The sequence below is a fragment of the Sagittula sp. MA-2 genome (assembly GCF_030126985.1).
Taxonomy (GTDB): Bacteria; Pseudomonadota; Alphaproteobacteria; order Rhodobacterales; family Rhodobacteraceae; genus Sagittula.
Map to the genome: position 1 here is coordinate 15,040 of NZ_CP126149.1, position 26,282 is coordinate 41,321.

The following is a 26,282-nucleotide window of genomic DNA, read 5'->3' on the forward strand; positions in this document are numbered from 1 at the left end:
TCCTCACGCGACCCGCGCAAGCCCTTTCGCCTGCGCGGGTCTATCTTCTCATACCCAACGGAAAGACATCCCCATGGCTATTCTCAAGTTCTCCGCCTCCGCCGTGGCGGCGCAGATCGCTCATGCGCGCGCCTGCAAAACCTTCCTGCCCAATTGGAACGGGCCCGTGGACAGGCCGGCCCTGATCCTCATCGTCGGCAACGGCGTGCATCTGCGCTCGAACGGCATCGATGGCACGACCACCCGCATCGTCACGACCGAACAAGCCGATCCGTCCTTCGCCTTCGCCGACGGCATGAACCCGTTTCGCGACACCGACTGGATGGCGCAGCGCCGCATGGCGTTTCGCGATCTGACCGGGCAGTTCTACACCGACATTCTCGACGATGTGCAGGTGCTGATCGACCGGGGGCAGGGGGCCATCCGCCTCGCCACCGATGGCCACAGCATCCGCGTCTTCGTGCGTCGGGCTTCGGACTATCTGATCGGCGGGACCTACGAGGTGCCCTCAGGCCTCGGCGGTACCTTCCGGGTCATCCTCAAGGATGCCTGCGACACCTTCGCGATCGTTCAGAACTGCGGCAATTGCGAGGATTTCGACGCCATGCAGCCCTATCGCGTGCCGCTCGATGCGCTAATGGAAATCGATGACCGGAGGGCGGCGTAATGGGTTGGCTCTTCTACACCGACCGCCGCGTAAAATCCTACGCGGATGAGAAAGCGGAAATCACCCGGCTCTGTACCTTCGAGGGCGACACGCGCAAAACCGAACTGGTCAAAGCCTGCAAGGTCGGCTCCACCTGGTATGCAGCGGCAAGGGTCACCAATCTCGACGGCACCGCTGTCGAAGACGCGACCTATGTGACCGATCCGGATGGCTCCTTCACTTTCGGGGCCGTCTTCCTCACCCGATACGATGACGGCTGCTGGGGCTACAAGGACATGGAGGAAAGTGCTGGCCCGAACGAGTCTCGTGCTCCCCTTGCGCTGATCGAACTTCTCTCCGACCTGAAAGACCCGGACAGCTACGCCCATGCCTGGCGCCAGCGCTGCCGGGATTGGGCGTCGATCCCGGACTACGAGGAAGGCGACAAGATCAGGCTCGCGACCCCTGTGACGCTCACCGACGGCAGCACCTGCCAGATCGTCACAGCGACGCACTACAGGCGGGGGCGGCAAAAGCGCCGCTGCTACCGCATCGAGGAAACCGGCGGGCTCGTGCGCCTGTCTAAAGCTACGCTTGTGGGCTCGGTGCTGCTCAGCTCCGCAAAGGGCGAGGCCAGTCCTGTGCTGGCGGAATTTCTGGCGGGGCAGGGGGACTGAGTTTCCCGCTGAGACAACACCACGGGACCACGCGCACACATACTGCCGACTTGAAATCGTATCTCAAATGAGATACATCATTCCCATCAACTGGAGGACCATCCATGCCTGCCCAAACATCCATGCTTCATGTCCGTGTTGACGATCAGCTGAAAGCACAGGCTTCGGACGCACTTGCGGGCGTCGGTCTGACGCTCTCCGACGCGGTGCGTATTCTTCTGACCCGCGTGGCCGCAGAAGGCGGCTTGCCTGCCGGATTGACTGCTGATCCGGATGCCTATGACGCCTGGTTCCGGGCGAAGGTACAGGAAGCGCTGGACGATCCACGGCCCACAACGCCCCATACGAAGGTGATGCAAGACGCCCAGGCATTGATTGACGGGAAGCGCCTTGCCAAATCTTGAATGGAAAGCCACAGCCATAGCCGACTTGCTGGCAATCATTGACTATATCTCTGACGACAACCCGGATGCCGCCCAAGTTCTCAAAGACGAGATTGAGCACAAGACGTCCCGCCTTCCAAAACACCCTCAGATGTACCGCGCGGGCCGTGTGGACGGGACTAGGGAGATGGTTGTGCGGCCGAACTACATCGTGGTTTATGCTGAAAGCCCTGAGATGGTGACCATTTTGCGCGTTCTTCATGCTGCGCAGCAGTGGCCATGATCGGGGTGCAGGCCCCCCGCTAAGAAATTGCTCGCTCCACGCCTTCAAAGTGTAGAGCGGGCTTTTTGTCCTTTGGAACTCAGACCCTGATCCAAAGGAAAATCCCCATGACAAAGCCCAAACCGGCGAACCCGACTCTTTCAATCTCCGAAGCTAACCTCACCTCTGTGCTGGCGCAAATCGGCGCGGAGATCGACTACCAACCCCTGCGCAGCTCAGCGCTCGCGCGCATCATGCGCGAGACCTTTCTTGGCAGCGATGCCGGCGGTGCCTGGGACTGGCGCATGGCCTATGACCTGATGCAGGCCGCGGCCGTCCAGGTGCTGCTGCGTGAGGCCGGCGCGGCAGGTGACATCGCCGCTGCAAAGCTGCTTGCCTCTCGGCTGCTGACGGAAACGCGACGGTCAGAGCAGCAGATCCGGCTGCAGCAGTTTTCCACGCCGTTGCCTTTCGCGGCAATGGCCGTGCGGGCGGCTGCGGTCCGCAAGGGCGAGACCGTTCTGGAGCCCTCGGCGGGCACCGGCGCCTTGGCCGCTTTCGCCGCCCGGGCCGGTGCCACGCTTGTGCTCAATGAAATCGACCCTTTTCGCCAGCGCCTCCTACGCGTGGTTTTCGGCGGCGAAGTGACGGGTCACGATGGTGAGCATATCGATGATCTGCTGCAGACGCCGGTCCTGCCCGACGTCGTGGTGATGAACCCGCCCTTCGCCTCCTCGGTCGATCGCTCCCGAGACAAGCACATCGCCGCCAAACATCTCATCGCCGCTGCCAAGCGGCTGGCACCCGGTGGGCGGATGGTGGCGATCATGCCGCAGGGGTTCACGTCTGAGCGCGATGCCGCGCATTGGTCCCGCGCTTGCGGTCTCCTGACGCCGCGACTGGCGCTCACGATGCCCGGACAGGTCTATCGCAAGCTCGGCACCTCTGTGGAAACCCAGCTGATGGTCTTCGACAAGGTCCAGGAGGACGACGAGATGATCCGCGCAACGGTTCAGGATCTGGAGGAAGCCCTTCCTTTTGTCGACACGGTGGCCGCAAGCCGGCCCGAGATGCGCCCCGCCCAACGGGCGGCGACAAACCCCCATGCGCGATCGGTCGGTCCAGTACCTGTCACGCGCAAGCGCCCAGTTGCCAGAGTTGCGGCGTCCAACGCTCAGACCAACGCCGCCATACCGCTCAGCTTCACAAGCCTTGAGACCCCGCGCGACAACACGCCCGTCTCGGACATCTATGCGCGCTACCGTCCGCAACGGATCGAGATTGCGGGCGCGCAGGAACATCCCACGCCGCTGGTCGAAAGCATCGCCATGGCCTCTGTCGGGCCACCTGCGCCCTCAGGTGCCGCCAGCGCAGAATTGCGCCTGCCTGCCAGACTGATCGAGGAGGGACATCTCTCCGAGGCGCAGCTTGAGACCATCATCATGGCGCATGATGCCCATGGGCGTGACCTGCCGGGGCGGTTCACCATCGACGACGACCAGACCAAGCTCACCCGTGCCGATGATGACCCGGACGCCAATGCTTATCGCCTCGGCTACTTCCTCGGTGACGGCACCGGCTGCGGCAAGGGGCGCGAATGCGCCGGTCTCATCCTGGTGAACTGGCTCGCTGGACGCAGAAAGGCGATCTGGGTCTCCAAATCCGCCACGCTCATTGAGGACGCGATCCGCGACTGGACCGATCTCGGCGGCTCGCCTGCCGACATTCAGCCGCTCTCCAAATGGAAACCGGACCAGCCCATCCCGATGGGCGACGGTATCCTCTTCGTCACCTACGCCACGCTGCGGTCCGCGGGCAAATGCGGCATCACGCGGCTGAGCCAGATCCTCGACTGGATGGGCGAAGATTTCGACGGCGTCCTCGCTTTTGATGAGGCTCACGCCATGCAGAACGCGGCAGGGTCCGAGCAGGGCAGGGGGGTCAAACCCTCCCAGCAGGGCCTTGCGGGCCTGCGGCTGCAACTGGCCGCACCCCGCGCCCGCGTCTTCTACATCTCGGCCACGGGTGCCACGAGTGTCCACAACCTTGCCTATGCCGCGCGTCTCGGTCTCTGGGGGCAGGGGCCGGAATACCCCTTCCCGAGCCGCGAGAGTTTCGTCTCGGCGATGGAAGCCGGCGGCGTGGCCGCCATGGAGGTGGTCGCACGCGATCTCAAGACGCTCGGTCTCTACACGGCCCGTGCTCTCAGCTTCGATGGCGTGGAATATGATGTGCTCGAACACGCGCTGACCCCGGCTCAGATCGAGATCTACGACGCCTATGCAGGTGCGTTTCGGACCTTATGCGCAGCTGCGCATAATGTCCGTAATCGCGAGGACGCGATAATGCGAAGGAATGCGGCACCATCGCTATCATTCAGGGAGTTCAGGGCTACGTCCTTCACATTATTTCTCCGTGGTTCGGGGTCAGAGGGTGTCGAGCCAGTCGAGCAGGTCCGCGTCACGTTTCCATCGCGCGGGTCGATTTCCTGCTGCTGGAACGCCAACCTGTTCGAGCGCCTTTCGCTTGGTTTCGAGGTTGGCCTGGGCATAGTGGTTGGTGGTGTCCAAGCTGACATGCCCCAGCCAGCTTCGGATGACGGTGATGTCGACGCCCGCCGCGACGAGGTGGACGGCCGTCGCGTGCCGGAAACTGTGCGGCGTCACATGCTTCGAGCGAAGCGTGGGTGTCGCATTCGCCGCCGCTGCGACGTAACTCGCCAGCTTGTACCGCACGCCCGATGCCCCCAGGGGTTCGCCGTAACGATTGACGAAGATGCGCTCATCCGGTGCGCGCGGCTGCCGCTCCAGCAGCTTTTTCAGCAACGCCACCGTTTCCGGCCAAAGCGGGCAGATGCGTTCTTTTCGACCTTTTCCGTAAAGACGCACGCAATACGGTGCTTCGAACCGGATCGCCTTGGGACAGAGATCGAGCGCCTCCTGGATACGCGCACCGCTATTATAGAGCAGTGACAGCAGCACATGGTCTCGCATCCCTTCGATGGTCGACCGGTCGGGTTGCGCGAGAATGGCCTCGACCTCCGCTGGCTCAAGATAGCAGGGTGCGGCGGTGGGTTTGCGCTTGAGCGGGATCGCGAGGACCTCTGCACATTGGGCGACATATTCGGGATCCTTGTCCGCCACGAAGCTGAAGAAGCTGCGGATGGCGGCAAGCCGGCAGTTGCGCGTGCCGATCGTGCCCTTGCGACCATGTTCAGCATGATTGAGGAACGCGCGGACCTCGCCGGCGGAGACGTCGGCCAGGGTGATCCTTGCGACACCACGGTCGTTTCGCTCCGCGACGAACCGAAGCAACAGCCGCCAGGTGTCCCGATAGGACTTGATGGTGTGGATCGAGGCGCTGCGCTGTTCCGCCAGCCATTCCTGGAAGAAGGCCCGCAATAGTTCGGGGAAGGGATTTGCGGCTTTCATCACAGCGCCTCCCCGTTGAGGCAGGGGGCACCGACGACGCGGAACCGCTCGCTGGCTTCCTGCAGCAGATCCTGCGTGACGGTGATGTAGACCAGCGTCGAGTTGATGTCCCGGTGACCCAGATAGGTCGAGAGGAAGTGCAGCCGGTCCTGCGGGTTGATGCCGGCTTGGTACCATTGGAGGATCCGGTTTACGACCATCGAGTGCCGCAGGTCATGCACACGCGGCCCTGTCCGTCCGGAAAGCGGTTTGAACCCGCCGCGGCGCATGACGTTGGTGATCATCGTTGTGACCACCACCGGGGCGTAACGATCCTTGAAGTGATCCTGCCAGAACAGCCCCGACTGCGGGTCCTGTGGGGCACCAGCGCGCCGCCGCGCATCGAGATAGGCGCGCAGTTCAACCATGACGCTGCCCGATAACGGCAAGATCCTGGTCTTGTAGAACTTCGTTTCCCGGATCGTGATCGTGCCGGATCGAAGGTCGGCGTCGCCCAGATCGAGCCACGCAATCTCACTACGTCGCAGCCCGGCGCAATAGGCCAGCAAGATCATCGTGTAGAGGGTTAGCGGCCGCAGCGGGGCATGCGGCGACGGATAGCATCGGGCAACTTCGAGCATGAGCCGGATGTCAGCCGGGCTGAAGATATGCGGACGCCGGTGCTCCCGCGCCACCTCCCGCTCCGGTCGCGGGTTGAAGCGTTTCGGCGGGATGTTCGGATCGAGCCGTTGCCGCGCCTTGGTCAGGATGCGCCCCAGCTTCTGGCATTCTGCCGCGTGATTGCGGGTCGGCTTTGCTGCCGCCCAATGCGTCAACATCGTCTCAAGCGGCTCTCCGGCCAGTTCCGGATGAGCCTGCAGGAACCGGTCGAACCGCAGCAACCAATGAGCTTGCGTTTCGTACTGGTAGCCCCGGTTTCGCATCAGCGCGACATGGTCACGCATGAAGTCGCCCAGAACGCTGCCGTAGGGCGCAGGCCGATACAGTCCCGCGAGGGCCTCGTCGGGATTGGACGATGCAAGGGCACGCCAGATCGGCTTGTTCTGCTTGATGTTGTGCTGCCTGCGAAGCTCGGCAACGGGATTGCTGGCGATCAACTCGTTCTGGACCAGATAGTCGAGGAAACGGTCAACGATGCAGACCTGGTTCAATAGCGTCGACAATTTCCAGCGCGGTGCCATTTCGCCCAACCAGTCTTCGATCATCTGGCGATCCACTGCAGGGTGCCGGAGCGCAACATCTTCGAAGCTGCGAAGGAACCAGCGATACGTGGGTCTGCTTCCCGGCCGGAACTGCGACTTCTCCAGAAAGGCGTCGATGATGGTGCGATCGGGATCGTGCCAGGCGCTCATGACAGCACCTCCGATCCGGGCACGTCGAGCGCTACCGCCCGCAAATCTTCGGTGGCAAGTTTGAGATAGGTGTTGGTGGACTCGGTTGATCGGTGCCCGAGCACGTCGCCGATGATCTTTTGCGGAACCGACGCCCGCAGCAGTTCAACCGCACGCGCGTGGCGGAAGATATGCGGTCCACGTTTTCCCACCGGGGTGACGCCCGCTGCCGCCAGACGTCTTTTGACCATGCCGTGCAAGTTCGTCATCCGGGTATAGGGTGCAAGAGAGCGGATGAAGATTTCCCGGCATTCGACCTGCGGGCGCCCGGCACGCAGATAGTCAAGCAGCGCATCGCCGACCGGCGTCAGAAGCGGCATGGTGGAACAGGCATTGGTTTTGGTGTGCCGGATCCGCAGCGAATCCGCGCGCCAGTCGATGTCGTCGAGCCGGAGATTGCAGATCTCGCCTTGCCGCAACCCGTAGGTGGCAAGCATCAGCAAAATGGCATGGTCGCGCAGGCCCCTCGGCGACCTGTCTCTGCCGGTGGCCTCCAGAACCAGATCGATCTGGCTGCGGCTCAGGATCGAGGGAACATCCTCGTAGGCATAGAGCATGGGGCCGATGACCTGTGGGCTCAGATCGGTCGGAACCCGCCCCGACTGATGGAGATAGCGTAGCAGCGAACGGAGCCATGCGGCAGAACCCGAGAGCGATATCCGGCGCAGACCGATGGCGCGCATGTCCATGTAGTGATCGATATCGCGCACGGCCATTGCCGAGAGATCGTCGGCGCCGCTGCGGCAGAAGTACCAATCCAGAAAGCGCCGCGCCTCCCGTGAGCGCGCGTCGATCGTCGCATCTGACAGACCGCGTTCGTCACGCATCCAGTTCCCGTAATCATGGCAAATGGCGTGCCGGAGCATCGCACCCGATTCGATTTCTGTTTCAGGCGGCCACGTGCCTTGGGCGAGGCGGAGCAACCTGCCGATCGCTGTTTGCGGCAGCCTGTGCCAGCGTGAGCTGGGCGGACGACCGTAGCGATCCTGAAAGCAAAGGACTGCGTGGCGGAAATACTGATCGACCTGCGCTGGCGTCACCATCGTCACCGGCATGCCACGCTCAGCCAGGTAGTCCAGGAACCGGCGGGCGTAGAGCCGATGGTTGGTCACGACCACCGGATTGTAGTTCTGCTCCATGAGCGATTTCGCAAGCTCTTCGATCAGCTCGTCGTGCAATTTCAACATGAATGTCTCCTCAGACGGTTGGAAAGCCGCCGAGGTTTGCAATCAAAATAATGCGCAGCAAAGCCCGCGCTGATATCCAGAAGCCAAGGAAAACAAAAATGAATCCCGGACACCTTCGCATTATCGCGTCCTCGCGATTAGCCATCATCCACAACAACCTGACTGCGGCGTTGGAAGCGGCGAACATTTCTGGCGCGGCCGACGGGCCGAACGGGTCGGGCACGCTGAACCGTCAGGCCAAATCCGCCGCTCGGTCAGCCTTCGAGAGCGCCAAACAGCGCTTCTTCGGCCACCTGCTAACCAGCATGAAAACCCCCACCCTCATTTCCAGCATCGAGGGGGATCTGGCGGCAGGCCATGCCGCCGTCATCCAGATCGTCTCGACGGGCGAGGCACTGATGGAACGCCGCCTGTCGGAGATCCCAACCGACGAATGGAATGATATCCGTTGTGACATCACTCCCAGGGAGTATGTCCTGGACTACCTCGCCCATTCTTTCCCGGTCCAGCTCTACGAGCCTTTCACTGACAGCGAGGGCAACCTCTCGTCGCGCCCCGTCACGCGCGACGGCCAACCGGTGGAGTGCCGCGAAGCCGTCCGCCGTCGTGACGCGCTGATCGAGAAACTGGCTTCGCTGCCGCCAGTGCCGGGTGCGCTCGACCAGATCGTCCAGCGCTTCGGCACCGATCTCGTGGCCGAGGTCACGGGGCGCTCGCGGCGCATTGTGCGGAAGGGCGAAGGGCATTCGGCACGGCTCGTGGTGGAGAACCGGGCTGGAGCCGCGAACCTCGCGGAAACCCAAGCCTTCATGGATGACGAAAAACGTATCCTGATCTTTTCGGATGCCGGCGGCACCGGGCGCAGCTATCACGCCGATCTCGGGGCGAAGAACCAGCGCCTGCGGGTCCACTACCTCCTGGAGCCCGGCTGGAAGGCAGATGCGGCGATCCAGGGTCTCGGGCGCACCAACCGCACCAATCAGGCGCAGCCGCCCTTGTTCCGGCCGGTGGCCACCGACGTGAAGGCGGAGAAGCGGTTCCTGTCGACCATTGCGCGCCGTCTCGACACGCTCGGTGCCATCACACGCGGCCAGCGCCAGACCGGCGGGCAAGGGCTGTTCCGGCCCGAGGACAACCTCGAGTCCCCCTATGCTCGGGACGCCCTGCGCCAGCTTTACCGCCGCATCTATCGCGGCGATCTGGCGGGATGTTCGCTCGGGGCCTTCGAGGATGCCACTGGCCTTGAGCTCACCGATGACAACGGGCTGAAGGATGACCTGCCGCCGATCACGACCTTCCTCAATCGCCTGCTGGCGCTGACGATCGACATGCAGGCCGTGCTGTTCGCGGGTTTCGAGGAGCTGCTCGATCAGCGGATCGAGGGCGCCATCGCCGCCGGGGTCTACGACCTCGGGCTCGAGACACTCCGTGCCGAGAGCTTCCGGGTGACCGACGCACGCGTCATCTACACCCATCCCGGCTCCGGCGCAGAAACCCAGCTTCTCACCATCGCGGAAAAGCGCCGCAACACGCCTACCTCGCTGGCCGATGCGCTCGAATGGCTGGATGACCCGCAAGCGCGGTGTCTCATCAACAGCCGCTCGGGCAGGGCTGCGGTGCAGGTTCCCGCCACCAGTCACATGCTGGACGATGGGACCATCGAGCCGCGCCTGCGCCTGATCCGCCCGCTTGATGCCAGCACGGTCCCGGCCAAGGTCATGGAGGACACCCACTGGCTCGAGGCCGACCGCGCGGCCTTCACTGCGGCTTGGACTGCGGAACTGGCCGAGGTGCCGGAGTTCTCGGAAACCACGCTGCACATCGTGGCAGGCCTGCTGCTGCCGATCTGGAAGCAGCTCCCGCAGGACGAAACCCGCGTCTACCGCCTGCAGACCGATGACGGGCAGCGCATCATCGGCCGCCGCGTCTCGCCTGCCTGGGTCGCGACCACGCTGGCCGCCGATGCGCCCAAGCTCTCGGCCGCGCAGGTCCATGCCCTCGTTCTGGAGGGCAAGACCGTGGTGTGCCTGTCCGAAGGGATGGAATTGCACCGCTCGCGCGTCATGGGCGCGAACCGGATCGAACTGTCGGGCTTCTCGGAGGCAGCCAAGGATCGGCTAAAGGCCGATGGCTTCTTCTCGGAGATCATCAGTTGGAAGCTTCGGCTGTTCTGCCCGACCGACGCCGATGGCGTCGCGATACTGGATCGTCTGCTTGCACGTTGTCCTGTCGCAAGTCTACATGATCGCGGAGGTTATTGACCCATGTATTCCGAGACCGAAGACCTCGTGCGCGATCTGGCAGAAAATGCCGAAGGCGTCTGTCGTGCCTACCTTCCCGCCGGACGGCGGGAAGGATCCTACTGGATCGTCGGCGATCTGCAGAACAACCCCGGCCGGTCGCTCTTCGTGCGGTTGACGGGCCCTGCGTCGGGACCAGGAGCAGCGGGCAAGTTTACGGAACATGTTGCGGCGCGGGTTATGTTGCGGTGGCGTGAACTTGCGCGGTTTGGCGGGGGTTCTCGCGGGGCTGGGCAACATAACCTCAGCGCGCCGGGGGGATTTTCGTGATGGCGCGCGATGCAGCAGAGCTTTCGCGCCGGCTCGCGCGGGACGCCGAGGCCGTGTGTCGGCATTACCTCCCCAACGGGCGACGACAGGGTCAGTACTGGACCGTCGGCGATGCACGTAACACACCGGGGCGGTCGATGTTCGTCCGGCTGAAGGGGCCGGAGGCTGGCCCCGGTGCTGCCGGTCATTGGACCGATGCCGCCACGGCCGAGCACGGTGATCTGCTCGACGTGATCCGGGAGAGCTGTGGCCTGACCTCTTTCGGCGATGTCGCCGAGGAGGCGCGGCGCTTCCTGAGCCTGCCGCGGGTCGACCTTGTCCCGACCATCAATCCAGCACCTGCCCGTACAGCCATGGGATCGCCGGAAGCGGCACGGCGACTGATCGCCATGGCGCAACCGATCCGGGGTACGCCGGTCGAGACCTATCTGGCCAGTCGCTGCATCATGCCGATCTATGGCGCGGGGGCGTTGCGATATCATCCAAGCTGCTATTATCGGCCCGACGATGGCGGACCAGCAGAGCGGCGTCCGGCGATGATCGCATCCGTGACCGACCTGCAAGGCAGGATCACCGGCGCGCACCGTACCTGGCTCGCGCCGGACGGCTCGGCCAAGGCCGCGGTTCCCACACCCCGGCGGGCCATGGGCAACCTTCTTGGCCATGCCGTGCGCTTCGGGGCGGCAGAAGATGTTCTGGCCGTCGGCGAAGGGATCGAGACGATGCTGTCGCTGCGGGCGGCGCTGCCGGGCATGCCGATGGCCGCCGCGCTGTCGGCAAGCCATCTCGCCGCGCTCAGACTGTCACCGTCCGTGCGCCGCCTCTATATCGCCCGCGATGTCGACGCAGCGGGCACGAAGGCCGCCGCGACCCAAGCCGAACTTGCGACCAGTGCGGGCATCGAGGTGCTGACGCTCTCGCCTCGTCACGGCGACTTCAACGACGACCTGACAGCCCACGGCCTCGACGACCTGCGCGCGGCGATCCGGCCCCAGATCGCGCCCGAAGATGTCGACCGGTTCCTCGGCAGAGGATCGTCCACGACCGGGTGAGACGACCACAACGGTGTTACAGGCCATTCAGGAAGGCCATGAGGTCCTTGTCCTCCTTCCACCGCCTTTTCGGTCCCGGAGAGCCAACCTCGCAAAGCGCCACGGCATTTGCCTTCAGCGTGAGGTCGATCTCGGCATAGATGTTCGTGGTGCTGATCGACACGTGGCCGAGCCAAGCGCGGATGGTGTTGATGTCGACGCCGGCGAGCACGAGATGGCAGGCCGTCGTGTGCCGGATCACGTGTGGTGTCACCGCCCGACCCGCCAGTCGAGGCACATCGGCAGCGCAACGTTCGACCAGCCGATACACGCCGAACCGTGTGTAGGCATGGCCGAGCCTGCTGAGGAACACCGGGGCCTCGGGCGCGCGGCCGATGATCTGTTCCGCCAGGACTCGCTCCGTTTCCGACCAGAGCGGGCATTGGCGTATCTTGCCGCCCTTGCCGTGCAGTGTGGCTAGATCGTGCCCACCTCTGTCGCGGTCAAGGGTCAGGTCCCGAACCTTCAGCTGCGTGACTTCGGAGACGCGAGCCCCGGTATTGTAGAGGAAGAGAAGCAGCGCGTATTCGCTCTGCCCTCGACGGTTCTTGCGGTCCGGAACCGCGAGCATCGCTTCCATCTCCTCCCGCGACAGCCAGCCGACCGGCGGCAACATCGCCTTCTTCGAGGCGATCGCGCGGATGTGGCTGCACCATTCGACCTGTGCGGGATCGCGGCTTCCCACAAAGCGGGCGAAGGCCCGGATGGCGGCGAGCCGCTGATTGCGCGTCCTGACGGAACATCCGCGCTCCTGCTCGAGATGGGCAAGGAATTTCAATACAAGTGCCGAGGTGAGGTCCTGCATGGCCAGGCGTTCGATGGGCTTCCGGACCTTTCGGCTCGCGAAGGGCAGGAGCAGCTTGAACGTGTCGCGATAGCTCGCGCGAGTGTTCCGGGCCAGATTGCGCTCGCTGACGATATACTCAGTTAGGAAGCGCCGGAGCCATGGCCCAATGAGATCACGGTCTGGCATCCGACCCTCCTCCGGCATAGCGCGCGAAGAGCAGCGAGGCCTGCGCAAGGAGGTCCGGCGTCATCGTCATATAGACCTTTGTGCCTTCGAGGTCGGAATGGCCGAGATAGGTGGAGAGCGCGGGCAGCAACCGCTGTACGTCCGCTCCCTGTCGATACCAAGCGATCAGCCGGTGAACCGCGAAGGTATGCCGGAGGTCATGTAGGCGCGGGTTCTTCCGCCCTCCGGCCCTGCCATGCACATCCGCAACGCATCTCAGGCGATCGAAGGCGGCCTGAACGGTGCTGCTGGCGAGCCGCGTGCCATCCCTGTTGGCGAGCAGGAACGACGTGGCACTCTCCGCGACCCCCTTGACGGGCCGAACCGAGAGGTGGGCATCCAGTATGCCTGCAAGCTGCGGACCCACGGGAACCAACCTGCTCTTTTGGAACTTCGTATCGCGGATCGTGAGGATCGCCTCCGCCGTATCCACATCAAACAGGGTGAGAGCGGTCGCCTCGCCGAACCGCAGCCCGGCCCCGTAGAGCATCAGCAGCAGGGTCCGGAACGTCGCGGGGTCGAGTTGCCGGGAGCCTTGCAAGGCATTGTCGATGTGATCCGGGTCGAAGAGGCGCTGCAGCTGATCCCGGCTGTAGATATGTGGCGGTGCCTGCAAGGGTGGGCGCCGCTCGCTTTCAGGAAGCGGCGACGAGAGGGCATGGCCGCGGCTGATCGCGTAGCGCCAGAACCCGGCCAGCGCGTAGTGTTTGTTTTCGCGGTGCCGGGTAACGGGGCCTGTCCCGGCGAGGAAGGCTTGGACCTGCGCGCATGTGACAGCGTCGCATCCGGCGTCGCCATCGGCGTGCTGAAGGAACTGTCGAAGCAGGTTCCGCGCCGTCAAGAACTTTACGCCGTGCGCCTGGCGCCATGCCACGTAGTGTTCGATCGCATCTCTCAGCTTCATACGAGACCCTCCAGATCGAGGGCCGCGACCTCTCGCAGAGTCCGGAGGTCGACCTTGGCGTAGATCGCCGTCGAGGTCGGGTCCCGGTGCCCAAGGAAGTCGCCGATGACCTTCATCGCCACGCCTTGGTCCAGCAGGTGTTGGGCGGCGGCATGGCGGAGCGCATGTGGTCCTCGACGACCGGAGACCACGCCGATCCCGGCCAGGCGGTCGCGCACGATCTTGCCCAGAGCCTTCCGCCCAAGGGGGCGGATCGGGGCACAGGATGTGAAGAAGAGGCTCCGCCCGAAGCCGGTGGGACGCCCGTTCCGGATGTAGTCGAGGATGGCACCGCCGACCTCCTGCGACAGCGGCCACAGATGCGTGCGACCCGGCTTTGGACAATGCACGCGCAGGAGCTCGTTCTCCCAATCGAAGTCATCGAGGCTGAGACCCGCGACTTCGCCCGCGCGCAGGCCGAAGGAGGCGAAGAGCATCAGGATCGCGCGATCGCGTCTGTCGACGGGCCGCTGACCCTCAGACGCCAACAGACGCTCGACATCCTGACGCTTGATGCCCTTCGGAAGGCACTCATCGGCCCTGTATCCGGGCGCGACGGTGCCCGCGGCCAGCCCGGGCCGACACCACCCGCGCTTCTCTGCGAAGCCGACAAACGACCGGACGCGCTGCGCGAAGTCGTGGATCGTTCTCCGGCTCCACGACCCGCGTTGGTGTTCATCGCCGATGATGCTGTCGATATCGGTGACCTCAAGAGTGTCGAGCCGGATCCCCATCTGGTCGAGGTGTTGGAGGAATGTACCGGCGGCGCGCCCGTAGCTTTCGATACTGGCATTTGCCAGGCCACGTTCGTCGCGCAACCAGCGCTCGTAGGCCTGAAGCTCGGGCGGAGGCCAACTAAATTCGCCTTCGGCGTCTTCGAGCCAGCCGAGATACCGCACCAGTGCAATACAGTGGCTGACGAAGCGTTGGCGGGCCTTCGACGTGGCCGGCGTAGCGCTTCTGCGGCCCCGCGGCTCCGACCAGAGTGTCGCGGCGGCTTCGATGTTCCGCGGGTGGATCCGATCGCCGTCGCGAAGGTCCAGAAGGCGAACGAGGTTGAGGTGGGCGTTGGCCTGTTTGCGCAGGTTGGCGCGGCTCGCGCCGGTTCCCTTCAGGTGGACGAGGTAGTCTGCGCGTTGTGCCGCGAGCGGGGCGTCACGATGTTTCGCCGCGGCGGGCGGCAAGAAGATGTCTTGGAACATGGGTGTGTCTCCATAATGTGGAGACACAGGATTTCGCAGGTCAGGACATGATTTGTGGGTTTTTCGGTTCGGACGGTCTCATGAACACGACCTCGCTGCACCCTTCAGCAGGAACCGGTCGACATCTTCGGGCGCGATCTGGGGCCGGATCGCCGCGCGCAGGTCGTCGAGGCCGTGGGCTGTCAGGTCGTCGTTGAAGTCGCCGTGACGAGGCGAGAGCGTCAGCACCTCGATGCCCGCACTGGTCGCAAGTTCGGCTTGGGTCGCGGCGGCCTTCGTGCCCGCTGCGTCGACATCGCGGGCGATATAGAGGCGGCGCACGGACGGTGACAGTCTGAGCGCGGCGAGATGGCTTGCCGACAGCGCGGCGGCCATCGGCATGCCCGGCAGCGCCGCCCGCAGCGACAGCATCGTCTCGATCCCTTCGCCGACGGCCAGAACATCTTCTGCCGCCCCGAAGCGCACGGCATGGCCAAGAAGGTTGCCCATGGCCCGCCGGGGTGTGGGAACCGCGGCCTTGGCCGAGCCGTCCGGCGCGAGCCAGGTACGGTGCGCGCCGGTGATCCTGCCTTGCAGGTCGGTCACGGATGCGATCATCGCCGGACGCCGCTCTGCTGGTCCGCCATCGTCGGGCCGATAATAGCAGCTTGGATGATATCGCAACGCCCCCGCGCCATAGATCGGCATGATGCAGCGACTGGCCAGATAGGTCTCGACCGGCGTACCCCGGATCGGTTGCGCCATGGCGATCAGTCGCCGTGCCGCTTCCGGCGATCCCATGGCTGTACGGGCAGGTGCTGGATTGATGGTCGGGACAAGGTCGACCCGCGGCAGGCTCAGGAAGCGCCGCGCCTCCTCGGCGACATCGCCGAAAGAGGTCAGGCCACAGCTCTCCCGGATCACGTCGAGCAGATCACCGTGCTCGGCCGTGGCGGCATCGGTCCAATGACCGGCAGCACCGGGGCCAGCCTCCGGCCCCTTCAGCCGGACGAACATCGACCGCCCCGGTGTGTTACGTGCATCGCCGACGGTCCAGTACTGACCCTGTCGTCGCCCGTTGGGGAGGTAATGCCGACACACGGCCTCGGCGTCCCGCGCGAGCCGGCGCGAAAGCTCTGCTGCATCGCGCGCCATCACGAAAATCCCCCCGGCGCGCTGAGGTTATGTTGCCCAGCCCCGCGAGAACCCCCGCCAAACCGCGCAAGTTCACGCCACCGCAACATAACCCGCGCCGCAACATGTTCCGTATTATGTGGAATTCCACATAATACGGATGGGGCCACAGGCGAGCATGGCGATCTCCTGGACATCATCCGCGCCCGGACGGGGATCACGCGCTTCCCCGACCTTCTCGACGAGGCCCGAGCGCATCTTGGCCGTCCGCAGCCGGTCGTCCCGGATAGGCAAGAGCCGAGGAAGGCCAAGACCCCCGGTGGCACGCCAGCGGCGGCGGCGCGCTTGTTTGCTGCCTCGAACCCGATCACAGGCACGCTTGCTGAGACCTACCTCCGTTCCCGAGGCATCACCCAATTCGGGGCGAACGGTGCGTTGCGCTTCCACCCGAAGTGCTGGCATCGGGAAGAGGGGCAGACCCGGAGCATCCCAAGACCGGCGATGATCGCGGCGATTACCGATGGGGCAGGGGCCGTGCAGGGCGTGCATCGCACCTGGCTGGCGCCTGACGGACAGGGGAAGGCGGCAGTGAATCCACAGCGTCGGGCTATGGGTCACCTCCTCGGCAATGCAGTCAGGCTGACCTCGCAGGATGACATCCTCGTCATCGGCGAAGGCGTCGAGACCATGCTGTCCCTGTCCGAGGCGGCCCCGGGCCTTCCCGTCTGGGCGGCACTCTCTTCAGGTCACCTCGGGGCCGTTCGCCTGCCGGAAGGGTTGAAGCGCCTTTACGTCGCGATCGATCGCGATCCGGCAGGGCAACGCGCGGCGGAGAGGTTGAGCGCCAGAGCCACCGAGGTCGGGGTCTCCGTGCGGGTGCTGGAACCGGGGCTCGGGGATTTCAACGATGATCTCCGGGCGAACGGCAATGTCGCGCTGCGTCAGCATCTGGCAGGACAGATCGGGCCAGAGGATCGGCATCGCCTGCCCAGCTGAGCTGCATCGCGCAGGGGGGTCTGGGAGTGCGGGGCAGGGGGCAGCATCCCAGTCGTGGCTCTGGATCGTCGTCCTCACCCCATCCCGGGCCTTGCGCATCCACCCGTCAGCCCTGCGCGGCCTTCAAGAGATGGGCAGGCCGTCAAAGCGGTTGCCCCTGCAAGGTCGGCAGGGAACCTATTTCCGCCGGCGGCAAAGCCGCCTTTGCATCGCGAGACAAATAGCTTCCCTGCCGACCTCCTCCACGCTGTTCCGGCCCCGGTGAAGCCGGGGTGAAGGGGCAACCGCCCCGACGGCTCGGGTCTGCCCATGAAGGCCGCGCGGGATGACGCGCGGACGAGATAGGCCCGGAGGCAAGAAACCGATGACGATCCATACCCACGACGACGCGTATGAACCCGCCCATAGCGCATCCCAGACCGCCCATGCGCTCGACGAGCTCCAGCTCTACGGCTATCGCCCCTTTGACGAGCCCGATCCGCGCCCGATGCCCGATGGGCAGCGCCTCGCCGTCGCCGTCGCCGACATCTTCGATGCCCTCGTCGCGACCCTGGAAGATACCCGTATGGAACCCGACCTCGAAGAGGTGCTCTGGGGCCAGGTCAACCTCTTCCACCGCGCCACGGCACGGATCGAGCGGTCACTCGATGAGAACGAGCAGGCGCAGCGCCGCCTCCAGCGCGAGCAGGACGGCTCCGAAGTGAAGTCCGTCGAACTCGAGCGCCTGACGGCCGAAGGCCTGACTCTCGTTGAACGGCGCAACTGCATGGACATGATGCGCGATCACGCCGCCACCGAGTTCGTCCATCATACGGGATCGACCTGGCGCCCCCGCACCGGCTCGATGGTGAACCGCCAGCACATGACCGCCGCCCTGATCGACAGCCGCGACTTCCTGGCCGCCAAGCGCCGCGCCGAGACCGAGGTGATGTTGCCCGCTGGCCCCAAGGTCGCCCTCACCGGCGGGACCGATTTCAACGATCACCGCCTGATCTGGGGTAAGCTCGACCAGGTCCGGACCAAATATCCCGACATGGTCCTTCTGCACGGTGGCAGCCCCAAAGGTGCAGAACTCATCGCCGCCAAATGGGCCGAGGCCCGGGGCGTGACGCAGGTCGCCTTCAAGCCTGACTGGACCAAGCACGCCAAGGCCGCGCCCTTCAAACGAAACGACACGATGCTGGATGTGCTCCCGGTCGGGGTCCTTGTCTTCCCCGGAACCGGTATCCACGAGAACCTCGCCGATAAAGCCAAGAAGCTGGGCATCCCGGTCTTGAAGTTCGAGAAGGGGGCGTGAGCCCCCGACTTCAATCCGGGACAGAACATTGTGGAAACACAGACGTACACATGATATTGTTACCGCAGACAAGGTGACTGCAAAATGTTCGATGAATTGAAGCAATTGGAGGTGTTTCCGACGGCAGTCGATCTCAAGCGGATCGACCCGTCTCTCAACATGCGGCGGTTCTACAGGATGAGCGTTCAGCCTGACCTCTTCGGCGGCGTGAGCCTGGTTCGGGAATGGGGTCGGATCGGTTCCCGCGGCCATATGCTGGTCGAGCAGCACGAGGACGAGGGCAAGGCGGTTAACGCTTTGATGAGGCTGTCGGCGACGAAGAATCGGCGGGGGTATAAGTTGCCGACCGAACGTTGAGAACGGCCCTTATCCGACCTTCCAGAGGACGAAGCGCTGCATTGCAGCAATCACCAGAACTGCCGTTTGTGCGGAGCGCAGCGATTTTTTACCGGTTAACGCCGAAGATGCGGCCAACCGCAAGGTGGCCTAAATCGCCGTCAATCCAGGCTGGACCAAACACGCCAAGGCAGTGCCCTTTTAGCGCAACGAACAGATGTTAGACTTGGTGCCGATTGGCGCCGTTGTCTTTTCTTGCATCGACTTCTAGGACAACCTAGCCGACAAGGCCCGCAAGATGGGAATCCCAATAGCTGCCTTCGGAACGGGGGCACACCCCTTCATCAAAGACCCAGCATTTTGCGCACAAAGTCTAGCAGCTGGCGCCACCAAGATACTTTTTGCCTACGCGCTTCATAGTAGGCAGAGCGCCTCTCATGTTCCCTCTCTAGCCCCGCACGGATCTGGTTTTCGGTCCACTGATTGGACCATTGGACGCTTCCATTCGTAATCAAGTAATGGGACTTGCAGGGCAGTTGCCAGTTTCCGACAGAAGGGCGAAGCGACGGCCCAAGCGAGGCTGCTTTGACGGTCCATTCAGTGGGGCCAAGGGGTGTTCGGACCTTCTGCCCGCACCCGCAGGCGCAAAGGTGGGCAGCGGTATGGAACTCCTCCGACACATAAAGAATTCCTGGTTCCAGCAGCTTTGGCATGTAACGGACAGATTGCAGCGAAAAGTGTTCAATCTTCACGGCTCGACACTCCGACGCTCTTCAAGTCCGTTGTATCGAACAGAAGATTCTCCCAATCGGACGCGTCCTTGTAGAACCTGCGCAGTTGCTTGTAGCGCATCACTGCAAGAGCAGCATTCAAGGCGTTCAGCTCACCGATCTGAACTTTCGCACGGTACAGGTCTTCCGGATCATCTTGCAGCGGCGCGTGGGACTTTCGCATCACTTCTTCGCTGTGTTCGGATGGAAAATAGGTGACGCGGACCATACCGCCCAAACCTTCATCCTTCCTTTTCAATCCCATTCCGACGTCAATGAACGGGATTTTCCGTTCCACCAGAGCCCGGAAGATCTCCGCACGTGCCGCGCCCTTGTCGACGCAAACGAATGCGAATGTGACACCGCTTAGCTCGTCTTCCGAAGAACCGTCTATATAGGTCGCTTTGGCTGAGAGACCGTGGCGGAAGTTGCTGTATCGGGCGAGATAGACTTCGGCCTTCGACTTGTCGAATTCCGACGGGTCCACATGTCCAGGCGACCGAAAGGCATTGTGAACGTGGAATCGATCAGCATCGAACGCACGAACTTCAGCAACGGGTGTCTTCACCATGAAGTCCATGACGTAGCTGCCTGTTCCACCCAGGCCGATCACAGCAACAACTTCGCCGTGGAAGCAGGTGATCAGGTCGGTAAGCTCCCCCCGGCTTGTCAAAGTGTCGCGAAACTTGAAAATCGGATCCTTGGCAGCTTCGTCCGGCACTCGAAAAGTGTAGGGCGATGCGCCGTAGCGTTCCATCGCGGGGCCCGCGATGATATTGGTGTAACTCTCGATCTTTTCGAAGAAATCGGCAAACCGCTTGGCTACCAATGGCTTGTTGGAAAACCGGCGCTCCACGACAACATCTGAAGCCGCAGGGCTGAGATGGAGAGAGCAGGGACCACCCCCGAGGTTCGGGATCGGTCTGCCGTCAAGCCCGTGAGGAACCCCACCCGCAAACCAGACCTGGTGGTCATCCTGCCGAACCCTGTGCTCGTCGATGGCAACCAGCGTTGCAACGAATGCGCCGGTGGCTAGCTCAAGATTTGCGTCAAGGTAAGGGATATCGCGAACGACGAGATAGTTACTGTCCTCGCTGACCGCGAATCCCTTCTCGATTAGGCGTCGGATATCGTCATTATGACTGGCCAGTTGACGAGACATTAAAGATCATCCCTTCTTTGACTTTCACCGAGCCGCCAGCGACCAGGACGCCCTCCGGCTTGTTTCCTTGCCCCTTGGTATACTTGATCGAATAGGTCGTTTCGGGGTGTTGCTCGAAGTCAGGAAACTCCAGCGCGACGAGCTGGATGTAAGTGATTTCGCTGTTCTTCGGCCACTCATGAGGAGTGCCTTCAACCACGATGGTGACGGTCTTGATGTCTTTCATGATACCCATTTTCTGCTCCTAGCCTTTGGGTGGATACGGATCGTTGCCGTAGGAGTTTGCGTCACGGATTTTTCCGTTCGGCCGGTGAATGATGACTTCCCCCCTTTCGCGTATTGCGGTCGTGCGGGCAGCTTCGATTGCAGCGGCTTGCGTAGGGTGGGTCGAGCCAACTCGGGACGAACCCTCACGCCGAGCCGCCCAGCCGGAAACGTGCGGTACAACGTGGATGCGCTTTGACATGTACTATCCTTTTTCGTTACGCTTCGTGTTATCATTTTTGATCGCGCAACGTGGGTTGGTCAAGAGAAATTCATAACCCAACGCGTTACTAAAAAAATTTTGACAGGAGCTGCGGAAATGACTACGCTTTGCGTTATGAAAATAAGGCGTTCAAGCGCCAACCGTGATGAGGATGCAACATGCAGGTCGGGTTTGAGACGCCTTCCATAGGTGCATTGTGCAATAGTGGACGGCAGCTCACCTCTGCATTGGGCATCGAATCGGCTGACAGGGTGAAAGATCTGCTTTTTTTCCTGGATGCCGCACCAACGCTTGCCGACTTGAGTGAATCTCCACCGGTTCTGCGAAGGCAGGTCGCCAAAGGCCTGCCGCCCTCATTCTCGGTGGGGAAAGCTGGTAATGGACAGGTTCTCTTCCGACCTCAGTCTTCTTTCGAAGGGCAACAGTTGCACGACATCGACAGAATAAGCGTCATTTCCGTGGGAGGAACCGTGTGATGGCAACTCAGAGTGTTCAATTTCGCCCTGACTACGAACCAAGGCTCCCGGGTGAATATCTGCGTAGGATTCTAGAAGAGCGCGGTATCAAGATTGTCGATTTCGCCCGAAGAACAGGGCGCCCTACCAAGGCGATAAGTGAAATCATATCTGGGAAAGTTGCCATTACACCTGAAACAGCAATTCAGTTCGAAAGAGTTCTAGGTGAAGGCGCCGGTTTCTGGCTCGCCTTGGAAGCCAAACACCAGTTGTCGAAAGCCCGTTCGCGTGAGGAGGAGGCCGAATCCCAGAAATCGGCGGTTTCCTGGGCAGAAAAGTTCCCAATTGATGAAATGTTGAAGCTAAAGCTGTTGGACAAACGACCAGCTTTAGCCGATCGGGTGGACCGTATTCTCAGGGCCTTTGGCGTAAGCAGTATTTCTGCGTGGGAGCATCACTGGCAGGAACGTCTCGGTCTTTCTCGTTTCAAGCAGCAGAACCATAACAATATTGATCCATTTGGTGTCGCGGTTTGGCTCCGCTGCGCTGAACTGGCAGCTGACAGAATCGAGACATCAACATACTCGGAAGTCGAGTTTCGGTCGCTGCTTACCGAGATCCGAGAGCTTACCTTAAGCCCGTGGGACACGATTGCTCAGGAGCTTGTTTCATCCTGTGCGAACGTTGGCGTTGCGGTTGCGCTCGTTCCATCGGTCTCAAAAACCGGTCTCCGAGGTGCTGCGTATTGGGCAACCAAAGACAAGGCAGTTATCGCTGTAAGTGACCGTTTGAAAAGAGAATCTAACGTCTGGTTCTCATTCTTTCACGAAGCTTGCCATATCCTCGAGCACAGCAAGAAAGCGGTCTTTTTGGACGAGAACGACTCTGGCACTGGTGGCCGCGATATAGAGAAAGAAGCAGATAGCTATTCGGCTGAAAAGCTTGTCCCACGGACAATTGTCGATGAGTTCAAAGCTTGCTATGGCCCAAGAGACGTCCGCATCACGCAAAAAGAATTCAAGAGATTTGCAGATCAACACTGTGTCGCGCCCGGTTTGCTACTTGCGCGCCTTCAACACGAGGAAGTAGTTCCTCAAGGAACACAGCTAGCAAAACTCAAGCGGAAGGTGGAATTCGCAACCCCACTCAACTGACAAAAGCGGTTGACGGCGAGGTTTGGAGTCCAGAAGGGCGAAGATCTGCTTCTTGATATCAAAGCCTTTGCCTTTGCAACAGCGACGAACTTCGGCTCCCCGTCGGCGAAGTCGAAGATTATCAAGCAGGCAGCCTGTTCGATGTCTGAAGTTGGCCCAAGGCGATGGCGACCAATCGGCGATCGAAGATCTTCAATTTGCGCTGTCCAGCGGCTTCCCCACCAGCCCAGCCCTTAAGGCCTTCCATCACTCCCTCAACAGTCGGTTCGATGTCGTCGTGCTGCATCATCCAGTCGACAGTCGCCAGAAGTTCCATGCCGAGTGGCGACTCGAATCCATCAATGGTGGCCGAAGCCCATTCCAATACGCTTGAGAACTGCTTGCCTTCACCGGAGTTCAGATAGGCTTGCACCCGATCATATTTGGCGTCGTTGAACCAAATGAGATCCATAGGATCGGCATCCGCGAGGCGTTTGTCGCACCGGAGATAACTGCCGTCGAGACTATCGAGCAACTTCGTGAGGTTATGCGAATAAGGTCCGTATTTGTTCGCCTGGAACCTGAACTTGAGTGCATCCGATCCTCCGAACCGCGTCACGCCGCGCTCGAGGAACCAACCCAGCTTCTGGACCTCAAGAATCGAGCACTCGATCCCAAGAAGGGAGTACCGACGCACCATCTCAGCCACCAATGCGCGTGCTGGGGTGAGCTTCTCAACACCGGTGCGCTTGGCTACATTCTGATACTTGGAAGTCGGCTCGTAGACGATGACATTGACCCCATCAAGTTCCGCCAATGACGCCTCGATAAGTGGACGCACATCGCTCCAGTCGAGGCCGCCATTCCCGCAGCCAAGTGGCGGAATTGCAATTGATTGAATTTCCTTCTCTCGAATTACTCGGACAAGATCCTTCAATCCGTCTTCGACCCATTCGATCTTGGTTTTGACTCGCCAATGGGTCTTGGTCGGGAAATTGATGATCCAGCGCGGCCCGAAGAGTTCCTTGTTCTCGGTAACGAACATTTTGCCAACACGGACTTCGCCCGCATCGCAGGCGCGCGCATAGGCTTCGAAGTTTCTTGGGAATTGCTCCTTGAACATCAGGGCAATTCCTTTGCCCATGATTCCGACCGTGTTCACGGTGTTCACCACCGCGTCGACGTCGGCCTCAAGAAGATTGCCCCGCGTGTAAGTTACCATCAGAAATACCAGCCCGGTCGCGCCACGATCTTGAGATCGAGCCCAACCTCCTCCCGTTGCCGTTCGAGTGTTCCTTTTTCGTTCTCACTCAGGCAGACTATGCCTGCAAGGTGCTCAACTGGCAAGTGCCTGTGCACCAGCGCCTCGGCCTGGTAGCGGTCTGTCTTTTCGGGATCATCGACATCGCGTTTGAAGTCCCTACGCTGCAGGATGCCCCAGTCGATTTTGTCGAGGTCGTCGAGCGAGGTAAAGAACTGCGCGGTCTGGAGGTATGCATGACGATCCGAGAACACTGTCGCTACGCCTCGATCCGCGAGCCCACGAAGTGACGAAGCCATGATCACGATCTCCGCGTTCAGGAACTGACGAATTCCTCCGTAACCAGTCTTGATGTTGTACATCATCATCGAAAATGGCGTGAAATAGAAGGGTATGTAGTCTGAAAGCGTTCCACCCGGGGGTACAGGAACATTCCGTGCCGTCCGACGCTGAATCAGTTCCAGGTTCCCAATTCGTACGAAATTGGGGTCCTGCACACCGGAATTCTTGCAATGAAGCCCATGCCTGAGGATCCACGGCACATTGTTTATGTGCGTGATCCTGAAGATCAGTGCTTTTTCAGCGGTCAAGTTGGCCATGTCCCGATACGGATACAGTTTGGGCCGACTTCCCTCAAGATGCTGTATAGCGGCCAGCGCTTTCGAGCACATAACCGATTGACTGCTTCGCAGAACACTTGCCATTCGGACTTCGCTCGAACCCCAACCACTGGCGGCGGCCAGCGCCGAATGTCCACTCCTGCCTGGGCGCTGAACCTTTTCGCACCCGCAGCGAAGGTCGGCTTCTCACTTGCAATACATAAAACGGATTATGCGTATTTTTGTAACATATTGATAATAAATACCAATATGAAGTCATCGTCACTTGCGCTACTCCATATGGTCTAGGTTCAACCAGTACCGTGTGTGACGTCGCTCACCGGTTCGACTGAGTGTCCCCTTCTCGACCAGGTCCTGCAGATCGCGGGTTGCAGTTGCGCGTGAAGTTCCGGTGATCTTGAGATAGTTGTCGGCGCTGAGGCCGCCTTTGAAACCGCCAGGGCCTTCCCGAAACATTCGAGCGATGGCCTTGGCCTGGCGTTCGTTCAAGTGGTCTCTGTGACGATCATAGAAGTGTGCCTTGCTGATGAAGAAGCCGACGCGGTCGAGTGTTGCCTGTTGGGCCTTCAAGACAACTTCTGCGAACCAGACGAGCCAATCGGTCACGTCGAGCGTTTTTTGATGCTGCTCAAGCTGATCGTAGTATCCCTTGCGCTCCTTCTCGATGGTGAAGGCGAGCGAGATGAGGGTCGGCTGGCCAATGTTCTGCGCCAGCGACTTTTCAGCGAGGGCACGACCCAAGCGGCCGTTGCCGTCTTCGAATGGGTGGATACTCTCGAAATAGATGTGGCTTAGCCCTGCGCGCGTCAGCGCTGGAAGCGTCTCTGCTCCCCCGGGCCCGGTCTTGTTGAACCAGTCCGCGTATCGCTCCATCTCAGGCATGACCCGCTCCGAGGGCGGCGCTTCGAAATGGATCGTGGGCCGGTCAAGGCGGCCGGAAACGATTTGCATCGCCTCGGCGTGTTGTCGGTAGGCCCCGATGGTTTCCAACCGACGGTCATGGGACAGGAGCATCCGATGCCAGCGGTACAATGTCTCATGGGTTAGCGGCTCTGCAAAACTGGAATAGACGTCGACCATCATTTCCGCGACGCCCTGTTCGCGCGGTTTGGCAGGGTAGCTGTCCGGATCGAGGCCCAGATGGCGGCGCAGCGAAGACTGGACACTGAGCCGATCGAGGATTTCACCCTCGATGGCGCTCGTCTGCATCGCTTCCTCGCTGAGCAGTTCGATGCGGAGTTGCTCGCGCTCCGGCTGGCTGACATGATGGACCGCGCCGAGGATTTCTCCGGACGACAGCAGGAACGTCTGCTCAAACGGCTCCAGAGCGGAGGCGTCATACCGGAAATCCGGCCAATCGGGCAGCGTCCAGTTCCAAGCCATGAGTTATAGACATCCTTTCTATAACTCACATTTAGATCACTTGTGAGGCATAGAAGTCAACTCTATCGCTCAAAGGACCTGCAGGACGGGATGACCGACAAACCGACGCGAGACCTTGAACTAGGCCTTTTCAAGGTGCGTCAGATCTTGCTGACGCGTTCTGAGGGTCTTCGGATCGACAGGATTTTGTTCCGGCGCTTGAATGAATGGCTCATAGCGAACGTCCGCCATGGCGCCGTCGAACCAGGCAGGCTGCACGTCACCATTGTTCCATTGGTAAAGGTAGCCAACCAGATTCTCAGATGTCTTGCAGAGGATGCGCATGATCGGTTCGCCAGTCAGGCGGGGCTTCGTGTTCATAATGCGTTCCTCCTAAATGGACCTCGTAACTCGTCACCACTGAGGTCTGAAATTCCCTATGACGCTCATTAGCGCCACGCTTTCCGCAACTGCAAGGCGAGCTTCCGCCGGTGG

General features: G+C 61.5%; 25 protein-coding genes and 3 pseudogenes. 13 read left to right on the forward strand and 15 right to left on the reverse strand.

Annotation, left to right across the window (positions count from 1 at the left end; all coding sequences use genetic code 11):
- Positions 1-73 precede the first annotated feature (73 nt).
- From QNI11_RS25245 to QNI11_RS25265, 5 genes and pseudogenes are all read left to right on the forward strand, one after another.
- On the forward strand, positions 74-667 hold the full coding sequence (locus QNI11_RS25245) for a hypothetical protein (RefSeq protein WP_009503761.1): 594 nt from the start codon (positions 74-76) through the stop codon (positions 665-667).
- A complete protein-coding gene (locus QNI11_RS25250; protein ID WP_283983985.1) occupies positions 667-1,323 on the forward strand; it encodes a hypothetical protein in 657 nt (218 codons plus the stop codon). Before QNI11_RS25245 ends, QNI11_RS25250 begins: the two co-directional genes overlap by 1 nt.
- Before the next feature lie 104 nt (positions 1,324-1,427).
- Positions 1,428-1,727, forward strand: a complete 300-nt coding sequence (locus QNI11_RS25255; protein ID WP_027246657.1) for a type II toxin-antitoxin system RelB/DinJ family antitoxin — start codon at positions 1,428-1,430, stop codon at positions 1,725-1,727.
- Entirely contained in the window at positions 1,714-1,989 is a 276-nt protein-coding gene (locus QNI11_RS25260; protein ID WP_036766824.1) for a type II toxin-antitoxin system mRNA interferase toxin, RelE/StbE family, read from the forward strand. Before QNI11_RS25255 ends, QNI11_RS25260 begins: the two co-directional genes overlap by 14 nt.
- A gap of 107 nt (positions 1,990-2,096) precedes the next feature.
- Positions 2,097-4,271, forward strand: a pseudogene (locus tag QNI11_RS25265) (strawberry notch-like NTP hydrolase domain-containing protein); the annotation flags it as partial.
- Positions 4,272-4,394: 123 nt separating this feature from the next.
- Here QNI11_RS25265 and QNI11_RS25270 read toward each other — a convergent pair.
- From QNI11_RS25270 to QNI11_RS25280, 3 genes are read right to left on the reverse strand one after another with little or no spacing between them, the layout of a single operon-like run.
- Positions 4,395-5,399, reverse strand: coding sequence for a tyrosine-type recombinase/integrase (locus tag QNI11_RS25270; RefSeq protein ID WP_088626524.1), 1,005 nt, complete (start codon positions 5,397-5,399; stop codon positions 4,395-4,397).
- Positions 5,399-6,751, reverse strand: a complete 1,353-nt coding sequence (locus QNI11_RS25275) for a tyrosine-type recombinase/integrase (RefSeq protein ID WP_100931402.1) — start codon at positions 6,749-6,751, stop codon at positions 5,399-5,401. The genes QNI11_RS25270 and QNI11_RS25275 overlap by 1 nt, the downstream gene beginning before the upstream one ends.
- Positions 6,748-7,977, reverse strand: coding sequence for a site-specific integrase (locus tag QNI11_RS25280; protein ID WP_088626526.1), 1,230 nt, complete (start codon positions 7,975-7,977; stop codon positions 6,748-6,750). The genes QNI11_RS25275 and QNI11_RS25280 overlap by 4 nt, the downstream gene beginning before the upstream one ends.
- 140 nt (positions 7,978-8,117) lie before the next feature.
- Here QNI11_RS25280 and QNI11_RS25285 point away from each other — a divergent pair.
- Both QNI11_RS25285 and QNI11_RS25295 read left to right on the forward strand, forming a co-directional pair.
- A pseudogene (locus QNI11_RS25285) lies at positions 8,118-10,238 on the forward strand (strawberry notch C-terminal domain-containing protein); the annotation flags it as partial.
- A gap of 308 nt (positions 10,239-10,546) precedes the next feature.
- Positions 10,547-11,599, forward strand: a complete 1,053-nt coding sequence (locus QNI11_RS25295) for a toprim domain-containing protein (RefSeq protein WP_283983986.1) — start codon at positions 10,547-10,549, stop codon at positions 11,597-11,599.
- A gap of 16 nt (positions 11,600-11,615) precedes the next feature.
- On the opposite strand, the gene QNI11_RS25300 is transcribed toward QNI11_RS25295, so the two are convergent.
- The 4 genes from QNI11_RS25300 to QNI11_RS25315 all read right to left on the reverse strand — a co-directional run bounded on the left by QNI11_RS25300 (position 11,616) and on the right by QNI11_RS25315 (position 15,929).
- On the reverse strand, positions 11,616-12,611 hold the full coding sequence (locus QNI11_RS25300) for a tyrosine-type recombinase/integrase (protein WP_009574303.1): 996 nt from the start codon (positions 12,609-12,611) through the stop codon (positions 11,616-11,618).
- Entirely contained in the window at positions 12,598-13,554 is a 957-nt protein-coding gene (locus QNI11_RS25305; RefSeq protein ID WP_009574302.1) for a tyrosine-type recombinase/integrase, read from the reverse strand. The genes QNI11_RS25300 and QNI11_RS25305 overlap by 14 nt, the downstream gene beginning before the upstream one ends.
- Entirely contained in the window at positions 13,551-14,795 is a 1,245-nt protein-coding gene (locus tag QNI11_RS25310; RefSeq protein WP_009574301.1) for a tyrosine-type recombinase/integrase, read from the reverse strand. The genes QNI11_RS25305 and QNI11_RS25310 overlap by 4 nt, the downstream gene beginning before the upstream one ends.
- A gap of 78 nt (positions 14,796-14,873) precedes the next feature.
- Positions 14,874-15,929, reverse strand: a complete 1,056-nt coding sequence (locus QNI11_RS25315) for a toprim domain-containing protein (RefSeq protein ID WP_283983987.1) — start codon at positions 15,927-15,929, stop codon at positions 14,874-14,876.
- A gap of 480 nt (positions 15,930-16,409) precedes the next feature.
- On the opposite strand from QNI11_RS25315, the gene QNI11_RS25320 reads away from it, so the two are divergent.
- The 4 genes and pseudogenes from QNI11_RS25320 to QNI11_RS25335 form a co-directional block, all read left to right on the forward strand.
- Positions 16,410-16,904 carry a toprim domain-containing protein gene (locus QNI11_RS25320; RefSeq protein WP_283983988.1) on the forward strand — a complete coding sequence of 165 codons (495 nt, stop codon included), beginning with the start codon at positions 16,410-16,412 and terminating at the stop codon, positions 16,902-16,904.
- 364 nt (positions 16,905-17,268) lie between these two features.
- On the forward strand, positions 17,269-18,201 hold the full coding sequence (locus QNI11_RS27790; RefSeq protein ID WP_283983989.1) for a DUF2493 domain-containing protein: 933 nt from the start codon (positions 17,269-17,271) through the stop codon (positions 18,199-18,201).
- A gap of 84 nt (positions 18,202-18,285) precedes the next feature.
- Complete coding sequence (locus tag QNI11_RS25330) at positions 18,286-18,558, forward strand: WGR domain-containing protein (protein ID WP_283983990.1); 273 nt, start codon at positions 18,286-18,288, stop codon at positions 18,556-18,558.
- A 109-nt stretch (positions 18,559-18,667) separates the two neighbouring features.
- Positions 18,668-18,871: pseudogene (locus QNI11_RS25335) on the forward strand (hypothetical protein); the annotation flags it as partial.
- 10 nt (positions 18,872-18,881) lie between these two features.
- Here QNI11_RS25335 and QNI11_RS25340 read toward each other — a convergent pair.
- Genes QNI11_RS25340 through QNI11_RS25355 form a run of 4 tightly spaced genes read right to left on the reverse strand, consistent with a single transcriptional unit; the run spans position 18,882 to position 20,935 of the window.
- Positions 18,882-19,250, reverse strand: a complete 369-nt coding sequence (locus QNI11_RS25340) for a DUF6527 family protein (RefSeq protein WP_283983999.1) — start codon at positions 19,248-19,250, stop codon at positions 18,882-18,884.
- A 28-nt stretch (positions 19,251-19,278) separates the two neighbouring features.
- Positions 19,279-20,469 (reverse strand): ThiF family adenylyltransferase, encoded by a 1,191-nt coding sequence (locus tag QNI11_RS25345; RefSeq protein ID WP_283983991.1) that lies wholly within the window; start codon positions 20,467-20,469, stop codon positions 19,279-19,281.
- Positions 20,444-20,704, reverse strand: a complete 261-nt coding sequence (locus QNI11_RS25350) for a multiubiquitin domain-containing protein (RefSeq protein ID WP_283983992.1) — start codon at positions 20,702-20,704, stop codon at positions 20,444-20,446. Before QNI11_RS25350 ends, QNI11_RS25345 begins: the two co-directional genes overlap by 26 nt.
- 9 nt (positions 20,705-20,713) lie before the next feature.
- Positions 20,714-20,935, reverse strand: a complete 222-nt coding sequence (locus tag QNI11_RS25355) for a DUF2188 domain-containing protein (RefSeq protein WP_283983993.1) — start codon at positions 20,933-20,935, stop codon at positions 20,714-20,716.
- A gap of 179 nt (positions 20,936-21,114) precedes the next feature.
- Between QNI11_RS25355 and QNI11_RS25360 the strand changes: the two genes are divergently transcribed.
- A complete protein-coding gene (locus QNI11_RS25360) occupies positions 21,115-21,432 on the forward strand; it encodes a hypothetical protein (RefSeq protein ID WP_283983994.1) in 318 nt (105 codons plus the stop codon).
- On the forward strand, positions 21,432-22,565 hold the full coding sequence (locus QNI11_RS25365; protein ID WP_283983995.1) for a HigA family addiction module antitoxin: 1,134 nt from the start codon (positions 21,432-21,434) through the stop codon (positions 22,563-22,565). The genes QNI11_RS25360 and QNI11_RS25365 overlap by 1 nt, the downstream gene beginning before the upstream one ends.
- 121 nt (positions 22,566-22,686) lie before the next feature.
- On the opposite strand, the gene QNI11_RS25370 is transcribed toward QNI11_RS25365, so the two are convergent.
- The 4 genes from QNI11_RS25370 to QNI11_RS25385 all read right to left on the reverse strand — a co-directional run bounded on the left by QNI11_RS25370 (position 22,687) and on the right by QNI11_RS25385 (position 26,168).
- Positions 22,687-23,766, reverse strand: coding sequence for a macro domain-containing protein (locus QNI11_RS25370; RefSeq protein ID WP_283983996.1), 1,080 nt, complete (start codon positions 23,764-23,766; stop codon positions 22,687-22,689).
- A complete protein-coding gene (locus QNI11_RS25375) occupies positions 23,766-24,404 on the reverse strand; it encodes a DUF4433 domain-containing protein (RefSeq protein ID WP_283983997.1) in 639 nt (212 codons plus the stop codon). The genes QNI11_RS25370 and QNI11_RS25375 overlap by 1 nt, the downstream gene beginning before the upstream one ends.
- 291 nt (positions 24,405-24,695) lie before the next feature.
- Positions 24,696-25,808: a Fic family protein gene (locus QNI11_RS25380; protein ID WP_283983953.1), complete on the reverse strand. Its 1,113-nt coding sequence runs from the start codon at positions 25,806-25,808 to the stop codon at positions 24,696-24,698.
- Between the two features lie 120 nt (positions 25,809-25,928).
- Positions 25,929-26,168, reverse strand: coding sequence for a hypothetical protein (locus tag QNI11_RS25385; protein ID WP_066707423.1), 240 nt, complete (start codon positions 26,166-26,168; stop codon positions 25,929-25,931).
- Between the last annotated feature and the right edge of the window lie 114 nt (positions 26,169-26,282).

Excerpts from the sequence above, each read along its gene's own strand:
- QNI11_RS25245 (WP_009503761.1), top strand. The coding sequence starts at position 74 with ATGGCTATTCTCAAGTTCTCCGCCTCCGCCGTGGCGGCGCAGATCGCT.
- QNI11_RS25250 (WP_283983985.1), top strand. The coding sequence starts at position 667 with ATGGGTTGGCTCTTCTACACCGACCGCCGCGTAAAATCCTACGCGGAT.
- QNI11_RS25255 (WP_027246657.1), top strand. The coding sequence starts at position 1,428 with ATGCCTGCCCAAACATCCATGCTTCATGTCCGTGTTGACGATCAGCTG.
- QNI11_RS25270 (WP_088626524.1), bottom strand. The coding sequence starts at position 5,399 with ATGAAAGCCGCAAATCCCTTCCCCGAACTATTGCGGGCCTTCTTCCAG.
- QNI11_RS25275 (WP_100931402.1), bottom strand. The coding sequence starts at position 6,751 with ATGAGCGCCTGGCACGATCCCGATCGCACCATCATCGACGCCTTTCTG.
- QNI11_RS25280 (WP_088626526.1), bottom strand. The coding sequence starts at position 7,977 with ATGTTGAAATTGCACGACGAGCTGATCGAAGAGCTTGCGAAATCGCTC.
- QNI11_RS25295 (WP_283983986.1), top strand. The coding sequence starts at position 10,547 with ATGGCGCGCGATGCAGCAGAGCTTTCGCGCCGGCTCGCGCGGGACGCC.
- QNI11_RS25300 (WP_009574303.1), bottom strand. The coding sequence starts at position 12,611 with ATGCCAGACCGTGATCTCATTGGGCCATGGCTCCGGCGCTTCCTAACT.
- QNI11_RS25305 (WP_009574302.1), bottom strand. The coding sequence starts at position 13,554 with ATGAAGCTGAGAGATGCGATCGAACACTACGTGGCATGGCGCCAGGCG.
- QNI11_RS25310 (WP_009574301.1), bottom strand. The coding sequence starts at position 14,795 with ATGTTCCAAGACATCTTCTTGCCGCCCGCCGCGGCGAAACATCGTGAC.
- QNI11_RS25315 (WP_283983987.1), bottom strand. The coding sequence starts at position 15,929 with ATGGCGCGCGATGCAGCAGAGCTTTCGCGCCGGCTCGCGCGGGACGCC.
- QNI11_RS25320 (WP_283983988.1), top strand. The coding sequence starts at position 16,410 with ATGATCGCGGCGATTACCGATGGGGCAGGGGCCGTGCAGGGCGTGCAT.
- QNI11_RS27790 (WP_283983989.1), top strand. The coding sequence starts at position 17,269 with ATGACGATCCATACCCACGACGACGCGTATGAACCCGCCCATAGCGCA.
- QNI11_RS25330 (WP_283983990.1), top strand. The coding sequence starts at position 18,286 with ATGTTCGATGAATTGAAGCAATTGGAGGTGTTTCCGACGGCAGTCGAT.
- QNI11_RS25340 (WP_283983999.1), bottom strand. The coding sequence starts at position 19,250 with ATGCCAAAGCTGCTGGAACCAGGAATTCTTTATGTGTCGGAGGAGTTC.
- QNI11_RS25345 (WP_283983991.1), bottom strand. The coding sequence starts at position 20,469 with ATGTCTCGTCAACTGGCCAGTCATAATGACGATATCCGACGCCTAATC.
- QNI11_RS25350 (WP_283983992.1), bottom strand. The coding sequence starts at position 20,704 with ATGGGTATCATGAAAGACATCAAGACCGTCACCATCGTGGTTGAAGGC.
- QNI11_RS25355 (WP_283983993.1), bottom strand. The coding sequence starts at position 20,935 with ATGTCAAAGCGCATCCACGTTGTACCGCACGTTTCCGGCTGGGCGGCT.
- QNI11_RS25360 (WP_283983994.1), top strand. The coding sequence starts at position 21,115 with ATGCAGGTCGGGTTTGAGACGCCTTCCATAGGTGCATTGTGCAATAGT.
- QNI11_RS25365 (WP_283983995.1), top strand. The coding sequence starts at position 21,432 with ATGGCAACTCAGAGTGTTCAATTTCGCCCTGACTACGAACCAAGGCTC.
- QNI11_RS25370 (WP_283983996.1), bottom strand. The coding sequence starts at position 23,766 with ATGGTAACTTACACGCGGGGCAATCTTCTTGAGGCCGACGTCGACGCG.
- QNI11_RS25375 (WP_283983997.1), bottom strand. The coding sequence starts at position 24,404 with ATGGCCAACTTGACCGCTGAAAAAGCACTGATCTTCAGGATCACGCAC.
- QNI11_RS25380 (WP_283983953.1), bottom strand. The coding sequence starts at position 25,808 with ATGGCTTGGAACTGGACGCTGCCCGATTGGCCGGATTTCCGGTATGAC.
- QNI11_RS25385 (WP_066707423.1), bottom strand. The coding sequence starts at position 26,168 with ATGAACACGAAGCCCCGCCTGACTGGCGAACCGATCATGCGCATCCTC.